Source organism: Microcystis sp. LE19-84.1B, assembly GCF_027531875.1.
Lineage (GTDB): Bacteria > Cyanobacteriota > Cyanobacteriia > Cyanobacteriales > Microcystaceae > Microcystis > Microcystis panniformis.
In genome coordinates this window covers 1-15,869 of the sequence record NZ_JAPZSR010000131.1, presented here as the reverse complement: position 1 = coordinate 15,869, position 15,869 = coordinate 1, and the positions used below count along the sequence as shown (strand labels likewise).

The window sequence follows — 15,869 nt, the reverse complement described above, 5'->3', positions numbered from 1 at the left end:
AGCGTCTTTAATTGCTTTGTCTTTACGTTGTCTTGACACTTTAAGATGAAGCCTAGCTACTTTTATCCGTTGCTTGTGATAGTTTTTAGACTGTTTCTTTCCTTGACGAAACTTTTTGGATAATCGTCGTTGTGCTTTTTTAAGTCGTTTTTCTGACTTGCTTAAATAACGTGGATTTTCTACGGTATTGCCTTGAGCGTCAGTATAAAACTCTTTTAACCCTAAGTCAATTCCTGTTATTTGTCCCGTTGGTTTATGGTATTCTTGCCGTTCTACGTCAATCAAAAACTGACAATAATAACCATCGGCACGTCTAACAACTCTTACCCGTTTAATCTGTTGCTCTGAATAATAAACTAAGGTTTTTTGACTACACCATAAATCAAATTCTCCTGCTTTAAAACCATCGGTAAACTTGATTTTACGTCTATCATCAGATAGTTTGTAACCCGTTAGTTTATACTCAACCGAACGGCTATGCTTTTTGAACCGAGGAAACCCCTTTTTCCCTGGTATCTTAGCATGACAATTCTGGTAAAACCTATTAATTGATTGCCAGGCTCTATCAGCAGCCGATTGACGAGCTTGAGAGTTTAATTTATTAACCCATGGTGTCTCTTTATTGTTAGCTAGTACCGCACAAAGCTTTTGAAGATCATTCCGGGTTGTCCCCTTATTGTCCATCCAATAACGAACACAAGAGTTACGCACAAACTGAGATGTTCTAATTGCTTCATCAAGCCGGTGATATTGTTCTGGTGTCCCGTTTTTTAGCTTGGCTTCTACGACTAGCATTGATTAATCCTCGACCCTGGATCAATTAAGTATAACACAGTTTACCTACAAATGGTAGAATTAAAATCGTGCTTCGCAGTCAATATCCTGGTCGGATTTCATCCCCCGCAAAGGTTGATGTCTTGTCAAAAAATTTAGCGGGGGCATTCATCCGACATTTTAGGTAAACTGAAGATTGTTTACTGATTTATTCCCTCCTGATAATTATCAACGATGAGATTAATCGGGAGAATTAGCAATATTGACGGCCAAAATTTATGGAATCCGCCTCTTTTATTCCCCGTCTAGTTATCCCCGTCGGTGATCCCGCCGGAATCGGCCCTGAAGTGGTGTTAAAAGCGATCGCCGATTCCCCAATCTCGTCCGGTTGTCAGATTACTCTAATCGGCACCAGAACGCTTCTCGAAAAAGCCTATCACGATCCCCATCTTCTTGATCGCTTTTCTCTGATCGATTTGCCCTACAATCAAGAAAAAATCGTTTGCGGGCGTGGGGATGCCCATAGTGGTGAAATTAGCTTTCTTTACCTGCAAGAAGCCATAAAACGCACCCTCAAGGGCGAATTTGATGGTATTGTCACAGGTCCGATCGCTAAATCCTGTTGGCAGTTGGCCGGTTATGATTTCCCCGGTCAAACGGAGGTTTTAGCTACCATGGCGGGAATTAACCGTTATGGGATGCTATTCGTCGCTAAATCCCCTCACACCGGCTATAACTTACGCACTCTCCTCGCCACTACCCACATCCCCCTGCGAGAAGTTCCTGATGCTCTTAACCCCGATCTGATGACCCGAAAACTAGACCTATTGATCGAGTCTTTAAAGCTAGATTTCGGCATCGATCGCCCCAAAATCGCCATATCCGGCCTTAATCCCCACAGTGGCGAAGCGGGAAAACTGGGAAGGGAAGAAAAAGACTGGTTACAGCCTTGGCTAGAGTCAATGGCGCAGCAATACCCGCAAACCCAACTAATCGGCCTTGTCCCCCCCGATACCCTTTGGGTGGAACCGGGACGCGCTTGGTTTAGCGGTGCAGGGCAACCCGCCGACGCATATCTGGCATTATACCACGATCAGGGTCTAATTCCCGTCAAATTAATGGCTTTTGACTGTGCTGTTAATACTACCATCGGTTTACCCTTTGTTCGCACCTCTCCAGACCACGGGACGGCTTTTGATATCGCCGGTCTTGGCATCGCTAGGGCCCAGAGTATGCAAGCGGCGATCCAATTAGCGATCGAATTATGTCAGCAGCGCCGTGTAGATGGGTTTTAGCTGTTGGGGGTTAGGGAGATGAGAATTATGAATTATGAATTATGAATTATGAAGTGGGAAGTGGGAAGTGGGAAGTGGGAAGTGGGGAAGCTGTCTCATCACCCTATCACCCCAAAACCCTATCACCCCAAAACCCTATCACCCTATCTCCTGTCTCCTATCTCCTATCTCCTAATCCCGATTGCCAAATTGGTGTGAGCAGCGGGACAACCGGAGAACTAAACTAGAGATATAGCCCTCGATAGGAGACAATTGGATATGGGTATCGCTTCAGTTAACCCTGCCACGGGAGAAATTCTCAAGACTTTTACCCCTCTAACCTCGGAGGAATTGGCGGCGAAATTGGCCCTAGCTGAGGCAACTTTTCAGCAGTATCGCCGCACCGCCATCAGTCAACGGGGACAGTGGTTACGGCAAGCGGCGGATATTTTGGAACGGGATCAAGTGGCATTGGCTAAAACCATGACTTTAGAAATGGGGAAACCAATCAAATCAGCGATCGCAGAAGTCCTCAAATGTGCCTTGGTTTGTCGTTTTTATGCCGATAATGCCGCCGGTTATCTGGAAGATGTGCTGATTGCCACCGATGCTAGTCGCAGTTTTGTCCGTTATCAACCGTTAGGGGGGATTTTAGCGGTTATGCCCTGGAATTTCCCTTTATGGCAAGTATTTCGCTTTGCTGCCCCCGCTTTAATGGCGGGAAATGTCGGCCTACTCAAACACGCTTCTAATGTCCCCCAATCAGCTTTAGCGGTGGAAAGAATTTTATTAGAAGCTGGTTTTCCTAAAGGCGCTTTTCAAACTCTTTTGATCGGGGCCGATCGCGTTAGTGATTTAATTAACGATGAACGGGTAAAAGCCGCCACTTTAACCGGTAGTGAACCAGCGGGGATAAGTTTAGCAGCCGCCGCAGGAAAACAGATCAAAAAGGTGGTTTTGGAGTTGGGAGGTAGTGATCCTTTTCTCGTTTTAGATACTGCCGATATCGAGGCGGCAGCGGCTACGGCAGTGACGGCGCGATTGTTAAATAATGGTCAGACTTGTATCGCCGCTAAACGGTTTATTGTTATGGAAACTGTCGCCGATCAATTTGAACAGTTATTGGTGGCCAAATTCCAAGCTTTAAGAGTTGGTGATCCCCTCGATGAAACTGTTGATATCGGTCCTTTGGCCACGGCATCGATCATCTCGGAAATTGCCGCCCAAGTGGAAAAAACCGTCGCTATGGGTGGTAAAGTTCTTGTGGGGGGTCAACGTTTAGAGGGAAAAGGTAACTTCTATCTACCGACGATTTTAACCGATATTCCTGCTGGTTCTCCGGGGGAAAAAGAGGAATTTTTCGGACCGGTGGCTTTACTATTTCGAGTCAAAAATATCGATGAAGCGATCGCTTTAGCTAATGATAGTCCCTTTGGTTTAGGTTCTAGTGCTTGGACGAATAACCCCGAAGAAATTGAGCGTTTAATTACTGAAATTGAGGCCGGTTGTGTGTTTATTAACGGTATGGTTAAATCCGATCCTCGCTTGCCCTTTGGGGGTATTAAACGTTCTGGTTTTGGACGGGAATTAAGTGTGGAAGGTATTCGCGAATTTGTCAACGTTAAAACTGTTTGGATTAAGTAAATAAATTCAGCTATCAGTAGTTATCAGTAGGGTGGGTTAGCAACGCGTAACCCACCACCATAACCAAAATCACCCACCACAATTGTCGGTGCGTTACGCTATCGAAGAGCGCACCCTACGGATTAAAAATATGCCGCGCATTTTTGATAATATTGAGTCCCATTTATTGCCAATTTTACAGAAAAGTTTATTAGCAGCCCAAGGGGCTGATTTTTGTGTGGGTTATTTTAATTTGCGCGGTTGGCAGTAACCTTTACACCTTTAATACCTTTGACCTTTATGATGAGCTAAGGCCATTTGATAACAAGAAATGGGGGATACTACTTTTAATCTTTGTCCTCAGTCATTTCTTCCCAAATAGCAACGACTATACTAATAGGTAAAAAAACAACAAGAAAGGGAATATAAATTAAAGTTATTAATAAATCAATCAAAAAAATTGGGTCTCGAATATTATATTTAAGTAGTCGTGCAAAATTAATTTCCTAGTCGAGACTCCGAGACTCCGAGACTCCGAGACAGGAGACGGGAGACGGGATACAGGAGACGGGAGACGGGATACAGCTATTAGGGATCGGATTTGAGTTTTCAGTTCACTGTTTACTGATCACAGCAGAAGTCTGACGGAGTAGTGGCTTAGATGTGTAATTAATTGTGATTAGATACTTACCTAAAATGTCGGTTTGAAGGAACCCTCGGTTTCACCGACGCGCTTGCGCTTTCGCGCTTTACGCTTTGAAAGTGAAGATATACTTTTTTAGCGTATCTGGATTTTGTGTATTTTCTCAGTTTTTTTTAAACTTTACTCCAGTATCTAATAGACCTCGACCTAATATTATCTCAAGACCAAAAGTCTTTCTAGTTAAGGAATATACCCGAATAAAAATTATTTTAATTGCCTCATATTTTTTCAGTGAAATTGAATTAGCAACGATAGATATACATTTCAGTTATCGAACTACTTAATTAGTACATAAGCTAAAAGCAAGCTGTGACTGGGTTATAATTTTTGGAGATGTCTAATTTACTCTTAATAGAAAGAATAGATTCATAAATATATTTTTATTCCTCATAATAGCCCCATTCATGCAATTGTACTCCTGACTCCTAACCCCACCAACAAACTTTTTCAGCCAACCCTACTTAGGTTCTCACTAAGGATTTATTGACACTGGCTTCAATTTGATAAATAGAGGAAAGGACGCTACCTTGATGATTATTGACTAGATCATATTTGACTTCTTGTAAATAATTAAAAATGGCATCCCGCAGAATTGGTTTTTCAATGTTTACCGTGTGCTGATAGTCCCATAAATCCCAAATTATCAAACCAATTCCCACGATTGGATCGATTAATTCTGCCCCAAAACTACTCGCTACTGCTCCACCGGTTTTAGTGGCAATTTTCGCCCCCGTTTTTCCCGCTAGGGACAAATAAACTGTGCTGCCCACTTTCATCACTGGGATGAGAGATTTAACTCCCAAAGCAGTGGCACCACCGACTAAAAGTTTAATTGATGTGTTAGAAATATTGCCCTCGGTATCTTGAATTGTTATGGCTATATCACCAAGATAACGGTCCCATTTGCCTTGGGGAATTTGATAACTGGCCTGAATATTCTCTAATTCATTGCTTAAATTACTGACATATAAATTAACGGCATCCCTAGTAATTCTCTCTAGACGTAATTGGGCCTCTTGGGGACGAATTACCCGTTTAGTAAACTCGGTTTGAATAGTTTTGGTCAAATTTTCCGCCACCACCTGTTCCGGGGGTGGATTATCTGTATTGACCCAGTGAGCGATCGAGGAGTATAATCCGCTTAAAAAGGCCTTGCCCTCAAATTGTTTTTGATTGAAATAGTTAAAATACCAAGGCAAAAAACCCTGATCTACTCTTGTCATCAACTCCTCCACCCATCCCTCAATTTCTCCTAGGGCGAAGCTTTGAGAATTTGCTCTCGCTGTCTGTAAAGCTTGGCTAATCTCCCGATCAATTTTACTGTTAGATTTTTCGGGTATAGTGATGGGAATCTCTAGGTTAGTTTCGGTAGCAACCCTAGTTTTTAACGGTTCATTGCCGGCAGTTCCTAGCCAAATTTTCCCTAAAAGAGGCAAGATAACCACTAGAACAACTATAGCCCAAATTAACGGGGTTATTGCCTTAATCAGTTGACTGATTGCCTGAATGCGGTTAGTTTTTTCACTATACTGAGGTGGCTCAATATTCTCTTGTGAATCTGGCCTGGAGTTCATCAGTTAACCTACTTAAAATTATTAGATCATCGTTCTCGAAAAACCGCAGAAACCCCAATTTTCCGAGCAGTAAACTGGAGAGGGCATTATCGGGTAAAAGGCAGCCAATACCCGATAAATATCGGCAATTTTAGCGAATCTCTGCCTTCATCCGTTCAAGGGTTTGCTCCATTTGGTCGAACATCATTTGGGGAGTCATACCAAATTGACCTAATTGGGTTTTTAGCTGTTCTACGGTCATTTGGGCGGAGAAATCCTCAGATAACTCGAAACGCTTCATAAATATCTTGTAGCGTTCCATTAACTCCTCCATCCTATCGATAAAGATGATTTTGCCCTCTCGATCGAATTTACCGTACTCGCTGCCTAGTTGTGTGAGGGACTGGTAATCCTCAAATAGCTGTCTAGCTTCCTGTTGAACCACTTCTGAGTCAAAGAATCCCATAATCTTAAAACTGCTTATCGTCGATAGTTATTTTCCATCCTATTTTATTTTAGCCGGGGAAAAAGTCTAGCTCCAGCCGATTTACGGATTACCGTATTGGGGAAATCGAGAAGATCACAAACGACCTCTCGTCGCAGTTTAACCGTTGCCCCAGGGAGTTTAAGATTAAAAGTGATCAGACCTCTTGTAAAAATCAAAAATTGTCCTTTAACTGCCCCACAGTGGCTATTTTGAGCAATTTGGGCTGCAGCCCTTATAATTTGCCAAAACGACGATGACGACCCTGATAATCTTTTAAAGCGCGGTGAAATTGCACTCGATCGAAATCGGGCCAGAGGGTGTCAGTAACATAGATTTCCGCGTAGGCCATTTGCCAGAGTAAAAAATTACTAATTCGCATTTCCCCACTACTGCGAATTAACAGGTCTGGGTTAGGAATCCCGGCAGTATAAAGATACTGTTCAAAGAGAGATTCATCGATTGCTTCTGGGGAGACTAAACCCTGTTGCACCTGACGAGCGATCGCCTGACAAGCTTGCACGATCTCCTCTCGGCCACCATAATTAGTAGCCACCGTAAATTGAATACCGGAATTTTTGCTAGTTTCTGCTTGAGATTTAGCAATTTCCCGTCTTAAAGACTCTGGCAAGACTGATAAATTACCAATAAAGCGAATTTTGACATTTTGCTGCATCATTTCTTCTAATTCGCGCCGCAAAACCCGCTCGAATAGAGTCATTAAAAACTCTACTTCCTCGAGGGGACGACCCCAATTTTCTGTAGAAAAAGCATAAGCAGTTAAAGCGGGAATCCCCCAGTCACGACAACAGCGCAGCAAGTCCTTAAGTGCATCTACTCCCCGTTGATGGCCCATAATCCGGGGTAAACCACGATTTTTCGCCCAACGACCGTTCCCATCCATAATCACTGCGACGTGCTGAGGCAAACGGTTTTTATCTAAATCCGTAGGTAATTCTGGTGATAAGCTCGGTTTAACAGTCATTTTCTATCTTTCGGGGTTGCTCTGGGCGAACGGGAGAATTTTTCTAAGATTAGACGACCTTTTAAGCCAATTGTACGCCCTAAACGTCCCCAACTCGGTGCGACCACTTCCCCCTCTCCCGACGGAGAAAACTTCGCTTCGAGCAGCTCTTTTAGCTTACTACTGGTTAAAGGCCGATCCAAATTACCCCCCGACGCGAGGGAAATCGAGCCAGTTTCCTCAGAAACCACAATACAGATACAATTATCTAGCCTTTCGGTAATGCCCATGGCTGCCCGATGACGGGTGCCTAATTGCCTAGAGGTACTGCGCTCCGATAGGGGTAGAATAACACCAGCGGCCACCACTCGATCGCCCCGAATAAATACGGCCCCATCGTGCAGTAAAGTTTTAGTTTGAAAAATAGTTTGAATTAATTCCTTAGATACTTCGCCATTTAGCGTCACCCCCGGATTGACAAACACCTTGGTGTCGAGATTGCCACTGGTTTCTAATACCATCAGCGCGCCGGTGCGATTTTGAGATAGATCCTTCACCGCGTCCACTAACTCATCAATGACATTATCGGTCTTGGGAGTGGGGGAACTTTTTTGAAATAATTCCCATACTTGACCTTTGCCCAATAATTCTAAAAAACGGCGGAATTCCGACTGAAAAATCACAGCAATCGCCACAGCTGCCCCCAAAATCAATTTTTCTAGGACTAACCCCAGCAAGCGCAATCCTAGAGCATCGCTAATCACCGAGGCCAGCATTAAATAGATTAGTCCTCGCACCATCCAAAAGGTACGCCGCTCGCCGATAATTAGCAGCAGCATATAGGTAAGCAGGAGAACTAACCCAAAGTCTAGGAATGACAGACCATGGCTGAGAATCCAGGACAATAACCGGCGAGGGTCCAGAAAAAAACCCGACATGGGGGGACAATAGCGATGAGGTTTATATTAAGGAGAGTCGAGTGGGTAGGCGGTCTTGACGCAGCAAATCCGCCAGATTTTCCCGTTCAAGGATCAGATTAGCTTCTCCATTTTGGACAATTACCGCCGCCGGACGGGGTAAGCGGTTGTAATTAGAAGCCATACTGTAGTTATAGGCTCCTGTGGCTAAAACCACTAAAATATCCCCTGGGTTGGTTTTCGGTAGCGCAATATCCTTAATTAGAATATCGCCAGATTCACAATGTTTTCCAGCTATTGTCACCACTTCCTGACATTCTTGACTCATTTTATTGGCGACCACGGCCCGGTAAACCGATTGATAGGTAATCGGTCGGGGATTGTCGGACATTCCGCCATCAACGGCGATATAGGTGCGTATTTCGGGGATTTCTTTGCGATTACCCACTGTATAGGCCGTTACGCAAGCGGTGGCAATCAGAGAGCGTCCAGGTTCGGCAATGAGCAGCGGATAAGCGATACCTCTTTCCTGACAAGCTTTGGCCACTGCTAAGGACACCGCTTGCACCCATTCCTCGATACTTGGGGGGTCATCACTTTCGAGGTAGCGAATTCCTAAACCACCCCCGACGTTTAATTGCTCTAGGGGTAAACCCCGTTCTAATCCTAATTTAAACCAATCTGCTAAAACAGCGGCTAGGTCTTGGTGGGGTTGACGTTCAAAAATCTGGGAACCGATGTGAGCGTGTAAACCCAGACAATTCAGCAGCGGATGAGCTAAAACATAGTCAAATACTGCTTCGATTTGATGGGGGTCAAAACCAAATTTACTGTCTAAGTGACCCGTGCGAATATATTCGTGGGTGTGGCACTCGATACCGGGGGTTAAGCGCAATAGGATCGGAATGGGGGTATTAGTACGGTTTTCACCTAATTTAACCAGATTTTCTAACTCTAGCCAGTTATCAACGATAATAATGCAGTTATGCTCGATCGCATATTCTAACTCGGCGATTGATTTGTTATTACCATGAAAGTATATCGGCACAGCGGTTTTATTGATCTGGTCTAAAGCGGTTAACACCGTGTGAATTTCTCCGGCCGACACCACATCAAAACCTAATCCTTCACTAGCGACCACGGCCGATACAGCCAGGCAATTCCACGCTTTCGAGGCATAAATTACCCTAGATTCTCCGGGATAATGTGTCTGGAAACCTTGCAGGTATTGACGACAGGCAGTGCGGAGGGTGAATTCATCGACAATATACAAGGGTGAACCGAAACGTTCCACTAGGGTGGTCACATCGCAACCACCGATTTCTAGGCAATCACGGTTATTAACCTTGGCCGTCAGGGGTAACAGGGTTTGATTCGGGGATAGACAATCTTGATAGGCTAAATATTTTTGTCCGGAATTGCTGATTTTAGGTTCGGTTGATAGCATGATCGGTGTTTTTTGTCAAGAAATCGATAATTTTTGTTACAATCTCCGCGCATCCCCGATTCAGTTAAGGGAATTTTGACCGTCGGTGATCTAGATAACCAAAATAGTTCTCTCTTTCAGTGTACGATCAACCACCTGCTAAAAATCCCTTTTTTGTCATGGAACAACTTTGACTTGAGTTCTCAATGCGCTCAGGGTGAGAGCATTGAGAACGCTATTGACAATTGGACATTTTTGCGATCCGCTTGCTGTGTGGTCATTTCAAGTGATACCAGTCAATCAGAATAGTTACGAACTCGACCCTTTTGGTCGATTTTGGCTTAACAATTGAGATGGCAAATTCTACTCGAATATGCCTGAATCGTGGGTAAGCAACCCAGATAAAGTTCATTTTGTCAAGGATTGTTAAGATGCGCTTACCCTGTCAATGCGCCGCGATAGTATGGCATATCAAATAACTGTAATTTTGTCAAGTCAAAAAAATTATCATGATGCGTTCCCTCTTTCTTAACATCGTCTTGAGCGCTGGCTCGCTTATGATTGCTCTCCTGGAGCCTGCTTACGCGGCCAAAACCACCATCGGCCCATTTCGAGATTTCCAACAAACTTTCTCCCCGACTGAAGTGATTAATGGCGGGTTTGGATCAACACAAACCAATACCTTTGTTTATTTTCCAATGATCTATCCCTACACACCCCCTACTAATCTTCAATGTACTCCCCCTTCCGTGATTAACCTATGGGGGGTGCCACACATTTGCAGTCGGCTCTATGTTCCTGACCGCGTTGAAATTGGTCCGGGTCTCGACCCTTGGTTCCCCCCCAATCTGGATTTGCGAGTGGCTGGCGCGTCCTATCTGACCTACGAGACGGGAGATCTGGAATTTACCTTTACCACAATCTACGGCAGAGATGCCAGTACCGCTGCCGATCCCAGTTTGGCGATCGCTGGTTTCGAGGTCGGAAACGTACTGATTGATTTTGTCTCCGAGAAAGTCATTGGCAAATCAGGAACTGTCTATCCGGCAACGACTCGCCAGGTCTTGAGCCTTGATCAACTGAGATTACTACCAGGACTTGATCTTTCTCCTTTCCAAGGATCGGGATCGTCTATCGTGTATCTGTTTGAAACTATCGTTCCCTTTGCTGAGGTGACAGCCGTACCAGAAAGCAGCAGTCCGCTCGCTTTGGGATTGCTATCCTTAGGATTTGTCACTGTCAGCGCCGTCTCTCGCCATTACCATCGACAGCATTAACCATCGAGCCGACAGCGAGCAAGATTGTTGTCGGCTCGATGAGTGTAATTAATTCGTACCCACTGTCCGCACTTCTTAACATTCAATTGATAATTTTTACTAATATATTGCTTACAGCCCTTTGCCAGTAAGGATTATAGCCACAATGATGGATTTTTATCAGGGTGAAGAATTGTAAATTTTTTTCTCAGAAAAAATCAATTATTGAAAATGTTCTCAATAGTAGTTTCTACAATGAAGGTTTTTCGTCAAAACATCTTGGGAAATGTAAAGATATATAAAAGTATATGAAGAGGTGCGGAATGTCGCCGCTAAAAATCCCTTTTTTGTCAGGAAAAAATCGAGCAGCCACCCCGAAATAGTGGTAATAGTATTGAAGGAGTGGTCTTAAAAGTGATGATATGACTGACCAGAATGGCGTGTTAGTAGAAGAACAGAGCGAGGATATTACCCGTAAGATGAGTCAATTAGCCACCGAGTCGCCGAAAAATCAATTACAGATCCTGACACAATTAGCCGGAAGCGGAGAAGCTGGCCTAACTGTATTGAGAGATTTTTTATTAGCCGGGCGCCCGACTCCTGTTAATCTGGTGACAGGTAAGGCTTATCAATTGCTCTATCAAGATAATAGCGATCGGAGCAAGGAATTTTTAGCTAATTATTTCCCCACGGGTGTTGTTCCCCTCGATAGTGCTAAGGGTATCGATTATCGACTTTTACAGGAATTATTGGCTAAACAGGATTTTCAAACTGCCGATAGTCTTACCCGTCAAAAACTCTGTGAATTAGCAGGAGAAGGGGCAATACAGAGGAAATGGGTCTATTTTACGGAAGTAGAAGCTTTTCCCAAGGTTGACATTCAGACTATTGATAATCTTTGGTTAGTTCATTCGGAAGGGAAATTCGGTTGGTCGGTGCAGCGCAAATTATGGCTCGGTGTCGGTCAAGATTTCCCGAAACTCTGGCCGAAAATTGGCTGGAAAAATGGCAATAATTGGACAAAATACCCGCAGGAATTTATCTGGGATTTAAGCGCTCCCGTAGGCCATTTACCCCTGTTAAATCAACTGCGCGGGGTGAGAGTGGCTGCCTCTTTATTCTCCCATCCCGTCTGGAGTGAAAAATAGATTAGCGATAGTAAAAATCGTAGTTTTTTAGGGCATTCAGTCGGGCTAAATTGAGACGATAATGATAGCCTAGCCTTTTTTGGAGAGGTTGCCAAAAATCTTTTTTAATGGGAGGTTGATGACTGGCATCAAGGTGATTCCTTTTGTTTTTGAGGATTAACCAAGCTTCACTGGTATCTACTGTCCACCCGACTTTTGCTGCCGCTAGTCCCATAATACTGCCTTCGCCACTGTGCATTCCTTTCATTTCTAAATAGAGTGCTATCTTCCCCCAAAAATGCAAAAACTCTTGCTCTTTCCCTCCATCTCTAGTGACTATAAATAAAGACTCTCCAATCCAATTTACTTGTTCACTCGGAATTCCTAGTTTTTCAGAAACCCTGATTAAATTAGGTAAATCCCGAGGACGATATTTTTTATTATGCTCAACCATACTCTGATGACAACCAACGATACCTGGAGTAAAATCAAGATTGTCCGGTAATGATTCTATTAGTCTTGTATCCGCATCGATAAAAATAGCTGTCGGAAATAACTTTAAACTTTCTTCTAGAACAAAGCGTTTATCATTATAACAATGTAAAATACCTTTTTGAGTATGTTTAAAAGCCATAACATTGGGACTATTATCAAAATACTGAGGGGCATCAGTTCCCACCACTAGACTGCTCTGAGGGGCGTATTTTTGTAAATCTTCAGCCAAAGTTTTAGTTAATTTTTGATACTTTTCTCTTAGGGCTAAAGTGCAAAAACAATAATTTGCTGTCGGCTCGGAAAGATTCATCATAGACCGTTAGTATTGAGAATTTTTCCCCCCAGTATATCAGCTTTCTACATTTTCGGGACGATTTCTTGTAAGGCCGCTTCTAGATTAGGATAACGATAGTCAAAACCGAGCGCTTGAGTGGCTTTTGGCAGCACTTCTTGACCTTCTAGGACGATTTTTGCCCCTTCTCCCAAGAGAATTTCGAGGGCAAAATCTGGCACTGGCAACCAAGAAGGACGCTTCATTACTTCCCCTAATATCTGACAGAATTCTTTCATCCGGACGGGATTAGGTGCAGTAGCGTTGAAAGTGCCGTTAATTTCTGGGCGATCGAGACAATAGATAATTAAATTAATTAAATCATCCCGATGAATCCAAGAAAACCACTGACGACCGCTGCCAATCGGACCGCCGGCAAATAGTTTGAAGGGTGGGATCATTTTCCCTAAAGCACCCCCATTGCCTAAAACAATACCCGTGCGAAGAATCACTAAACGAGTGCCGTAATCTTTCACTTTTTGGGCGGCTGTTTCCCACTTTTTACAGACATCCGCCAGAAAATCGCCACCGGGAGGGCTATTTTCGTCAAAACTAGCGGTTTCACTGGTTCCATAGTAACCGATCGCCGAGGAGTTAATTAAAACTTTCGGTTTCTGGTCGGCCATTGCGGTCGCAACGCGCTCGCTACGCGAGATCGCCTCGACAATTTTCTCGGTGCCGATTTCCCGACTAGCGATGATTGCTCGTTTTGCTTCACCGGTCCAGCGTTCCGAAATCGGTTCTCCCGCTAGATTAATCACCGCATCACATCCAGAAATCTCTTTTTGCCAATCCCCCGATTCTGTGGCGATATAGGGAATAATCTCTATCTTAGGATAGATTGACTTTGGGTAAATTCTCCCGGCTTTATCGGGATTGCGAGTCAAAATTAGGATGTCATCGCCGCGATCATAGAGTTTGACCACCAATCGACTACCCACAAATCCCGTCGCCCCAGTAATCGCTATTTTCATGGTTTCTTGACTAAATTTATCCTTATTTTAGCTGGTTTTTGGCTATCAGAATTCAGGAGTTGAGAGTTGGGGTTTTAGGGTTTTAGGGTTTTAGGGTTTTAGTTGAAATTTCCCCATTCCCCTATCTCCCCATCACCCTATCTCCCCATTCCCCTATCTCCCCATTCCCCCATCACCCCACTTCTCACTTATCCTGATACCCCATCCCGTTGGCTGCCGCATAACGATTCATAAAGCGCAGAAAACGCTCCCAGTGTTCATCGGTGATTTCAAAACCACATTCTACCCGTTGAATTTCATCTCCTTCATCTCCTCCAAAAATAAACTTAGTCGAGTTGGGAATAACTATAATCACTCCTTCCTCATCGGTGAGACGGAGATCGCCGTAGGTACGGGTGGTGAAACTTTGGAAACGTTCGATCGCTTTCAGGGTTTTAAAAGTCATCAGGACATTGCGAATCCCGGTATTTTTATTTTTGCGGAGACTAACACCGCTTAATTCTTCTGATAAACCAACAAAAAACTCGATCGTGGGAGTGGTCATAGGTATAGCTATAAAATTTTGGTTATTGATTTTCTCTTAATTACTTTTGATGGGAAAAATTAGTTCATGATTACTAATAAAGTAACCATGAACGGAAAAACAAGCTATTCCGCTTCTCCACCTTGGATTTTGAGGAGGAGAAAACCCCAAGCTAATCCGACGAGGACGAGAACGATCGCCACGATCGCCCCATTAAATAACATACTTTCTGCGGTCATGGTGATTGCTCCTGAGCCTACAATAATCGATCAATAGATCAATGGTATTTTAACCTACGAAGGCGATCGACTGCTGCCGGACTAGGGCAAAATTGAGGGGGAAAATCGGCCAATAACTTTGAGAATTTTCCTAGTATATACGTTCTAACAATCCTCAAGGAAGGATGCTCACCCCTAGGCTAGATATTTTTAATACTATCTTTATATTTACTATCGCTACTTTATGTTAGCCTTTGATCTGCTTAATTCTTCACTCATACTAGAAAGATTAAGTATTGATAACTATTGATGATGACCGGTAAAAAATCATTTATGCTCAAGATCAAGTTAATATTATTCTTAGGTTTGTTGCTGCTGAGTTGTCAATCGACTAATCTCAATGGTAATAATAGTTCGATGGCTCAGATTACAACTGAGAATCAAGGGCAAATATTACCGATCACGGCCAAAGCAGATATTAATGGTGAGATGATTGAGTTAGAAGTTGCTCAAACCAGCGAACAACAGGCCAAGGGTTTAATGTATCGCTTGTCTTTGCAGAAAAATCGCGGTATGCTATTTCCCTTTGCACAACCTCTGGTGGCCCGGTTTTGGATGAAAAATGTCTCGATTCCTCTAGACATGATTTTTCTAAAAGATGGTATAGTAAAAGCAGTTTTGCTCAATGTTCCCCCTTGTGCTGTGGATCCTTGTCCTGTCTATGGGCCAAACACCATGGTTAATCAAGTGATTGAACTAGCTGGGGGTCGAGCGAAAGAATTAGGAGTGAAAGAAGGAAATAAAATTAAGATTGAGTTGATCTCAAGACCTTGATTTTTGAAAATGGTGTTAACTTTCTTATAAAAAGTGTCCCTTGTCTGGAAATATAAGTATGGCTTTTAGAAGCTATTACGCATTTATACTGTTTAAGATATAACCATATCGATCAAGATTTTTATAGTCTATCAAGTTATAGATTGAATAATCTTTACCCTTGCTATAGATTAAACAGAGACAAAATTCTACTGGATCTAACGGGACTATTTGTAAGAGAGCCAGCGATTTTTAGAAAAGCACTCTCTATCACAGGGCAATCGCACTTAAATTAGGTTGACATAGTGACCAAAATCTCAGGTAATTTTACCAAACAACTCCTGATTTTTGGCTGCTCAAATGGTCATTCCAACAAACTTGGAACAATCTGACAGTAGGGATGGGTTGAAGTTT

At 43.3% G+C, this 15,869-nt stretch carries 18 protein-coding genes; 8 read left to right on the top strand and 10 right to left on the bottom strand.

The features are described from left to right. Positions 1–795: RNA-guided endonuclease InsQ/TnpB family protein (locus tag O9324_RS07900; protein WP_288139908.1), on the bottom strand; the 795-nt coding region annotated here is incomplete at its 3' end. A 257-nt stretch (positions 796–1,052) separates the two neighbouring features. Here O9324_RS07900 and pdxA point away from each other — a divergent pair. The 4 genes from pdxA to O9324_RS07880 all read left to right on the top strand — a co-directional run bounded on the left by pdxA (position 1,053) and on the right by O9324_RS07880 (position 3,942). Then, positions 1,053–2,069 (top strand): 4-hydroxythreonine-4-phosphate dehydrogenase PdxA, encoded by a 1,017-nt coding sequence (pdxA, locus tag O9324_RS07895; protein WP_288139907.1) that lies wholly within the window; start codon positions 1,053–1,055, stop codon positions 2,067–2,069. Between the two features lie 41 nt (positions 2,070–2,110). After that, positions 2,111–2,296, top strand: a complete 186-nt coding sequence (locus tag O9324_RS07890) for a hypothetical protein (protein ID WP_043996567.1) — start codon at positions 2,111–2,113, stop codon at positions 2,294–2,296. A gap of 31 nt (positions 2,297–2,327) precedes the next feature. Next, the gene (locus O9324_RS07885) at positions 2,328–3,692 is read left to right on the top strand and encodes an NAD-dependent succinate-semialdehyde dehydrogenase (protein ID WP_288139906.1); all 1,365 of its coding nucleotides are present in this window, start codon (positions 2,328–2,330) and stop codon (positions 3,690–3,692) included. Positions 3,693–3,780: 88 nt separating this feature from the next. Next, on the top strand, positions 3,781–3,942 hold the full coding sequence (locus O9324_RS07880) for a phospholipase D-like domain-containing protein (RefSeq protein ID WP_288139905.1): 162 nt from the start codon (positions 3,781–3,783) through the stop codon (positions 3,940–3,942). A gap of 893 nt (positions 3,943–4,835) precedes the next feature. Here O9324_RS07880 and O9324_RS07875 read toward each other — a convergent pair. The 5 genes from O9324_RS07875 to lysA all read right to left on the bottom strand — a co-directional run bounded on the left by O9324_RS07875 (position 4,836) and on the right by lysA (position 9,739). Further along, the gene (locus tag O9324_RS07875) at positions 4,836–5,948 is read right to left on the bottom strand and encodes a hypothetical protein (protein WP_288139904.1); all 1,113 of its coding nucleotides are present in this window, start codon (positions 5,946–5,948) and stop codon (positions 4,836–4,838) included. A 130-nt stretch (positions 5,949–6,078) separates the two neighbouring features. Further along, positions 6,079–6,393, bottom strand: coding sequence for a DUF1825 family protein (locus O9324_RS07870; RefSeq protein WP_002767238.1), 315 nt, complete (start codon positions 6,391–6,393; stop codon positions 6,079–6,081). Between the two features lie 253 nt (positions 6,394–6,646). Then, on the bottom strand, positions 6,647–7,396 hold the full coding sequence (uppS, locus tag O9324_RS07865; RefSeq protein WP_288139903.1) for a polyprenyl diphosphate synthase: 750 nt from the start codon (positions 7,394–7,396) through the stop codon (positions 6,647–6,649). Next, on the bottom strand, positions 7,393–8,313 hold the full coding sequence (gene cdaA / locus O9324_RS07860; protein WP_002767240.1) for a diadenylate cyclase CdaA: 921 nt from the start codon (positions 8,311–8,313) through the stop codon (positions 7,393–7,395). Before cdaA ends, uppS begins: the two co-directional genes overlap by 4 nt. Before the next feature lie 22 nt (positions 8,314–8,335). Then, positions 8,336–9,739 carry a diaminopimelate decarboxylase gene (lysA, locus tag O9324_RS07855; RefSeq protein ID WP_288139902.1) on the bottom strand — a complete coding sequence of 468 codons (1,404 nt, stop codon included), beginning with the start codon at positions 9,737–9,739 and terminating at the stop codon, positions 8,336–8,338. Between the two features lie 33 nt (positions 9,740–9,772). Here lysA and O9324_RS07850 point away from each other — a divergent pair, with 33 nt between their 5' ends. The 3 genes from O9324_RS07850 to O9324_RS07840 all read left to right on the top strand — a co-directional run bounded on the left by O9324_RS07850 (position 9,773) and on the right by O9324_RS07840 (position 12,122). Then, positions 9,773–10,027 (top strand): hypothetical protein, encoded by a 255-nt coding sequence (locus O9324_RS07850; RefSeq protein ID WP_288139901.1) that lies wholly within the window; start codon positions 9,773–9,775, stop codon positions 10,025–10,027. A gap of 248 nt (positions 10,028–10,275) precedes the next feature. Continuing rightward, positions 10,276–10,995: a hypothetical protein gene (locus O9324_RS07845; RefSeq protein ID WP_288139900.1), complete on the top strand. Its 720-nt coding sequence runs from the start codon at positions 10,276–10,278 to the stop codon at positions 10,993–10,995. 401 nt (positions 10,996–11,396) lie between these two features. Then, complete coding sequence (locus O9324_RS07840) at positions 11,397–12,122, top strand: GUN4 domain-containing protein (RefSeq protein ID WP_288139899.1); 726 nt, start codon at positions 11,397–11,399, stop codon at positions 12,120–12,122. Position 12,123: 1 nt separating this feature from the next. Here the strand turns inward: O9324_RS07840 and O9324_RS07835 are convergent, their stop codons facing one another. The 4 genes from O9324_RS07835 to petM all read right to left on the bottom strand — a co-directional run bounded on the left by O9324_RS07835 (position 12,124) and on the right by petM (position 14,663). Next, complete coding sequence (locus tag O9324_RS07835; RefSeq protein WP_079208006.1) at positions 12,124–12,909, bottom strand: hypothetical protein; 786 nt, start codon at positions 12,907–12,909, stop codon at positions 12,124–12,126. 44 nt (positions 12,910–12,953) lie between these two features. Next, positions 12,954–13,901, bottom strand: coding sequence for a thylakoid membrane protein ThyD (gene thyD / locus O9324_RS07830; RefSeq protein ID WP_288139898.1), 948 nt, complete (start codon positions 13,899–13,901; stop codon positions 12,954–12,956). 184 nt (positions 13,902–14,085) lie between these two features. After that, positions 14,086–14,445 carry a photosystem II reaction center protein Psb28 gene (gene psb28, locus O9324_RS07825; RefSeq protein ID WP_002777305.1) on the bottom strand — a complete coding sequence of 120 codons (360 nt, stop codon included), beginning with the start codon at positions 14,443–14,445 and terminating at the stop codon, positions 14,086–14,088. A gap of 104 nt (positions 14,446–14,549) precedes the next feature. Then, a complete protein-coding gene (petM, locus tag O9324_RS07820) occupies positions 14,550–14,663 on the bottom strand; it encodes a cytochrome b6-f complex subunit PetM (protein ID WP_012265655.1) in 114 nt (37 codons plus the stop codon). A gap of 291 nt (positions 14,664–14,954) precedes the next feature. Between petM and O9324_RS07815 the strand changes: the two genes are divergently transcribed. Then, positions 14,955–15,476 (top strand): DUF192 domain-containing protein, encoded by a 522-nt coding sequence (locus O9324_RS07815; RefSeq protein ID WP_288139909.1) that lies wholly within the window; start codon positions 14,955–14,957, stop codon positions 15,474–15,476. Positions 15,477–15,869: the final 393 nt, after the last annotated feature.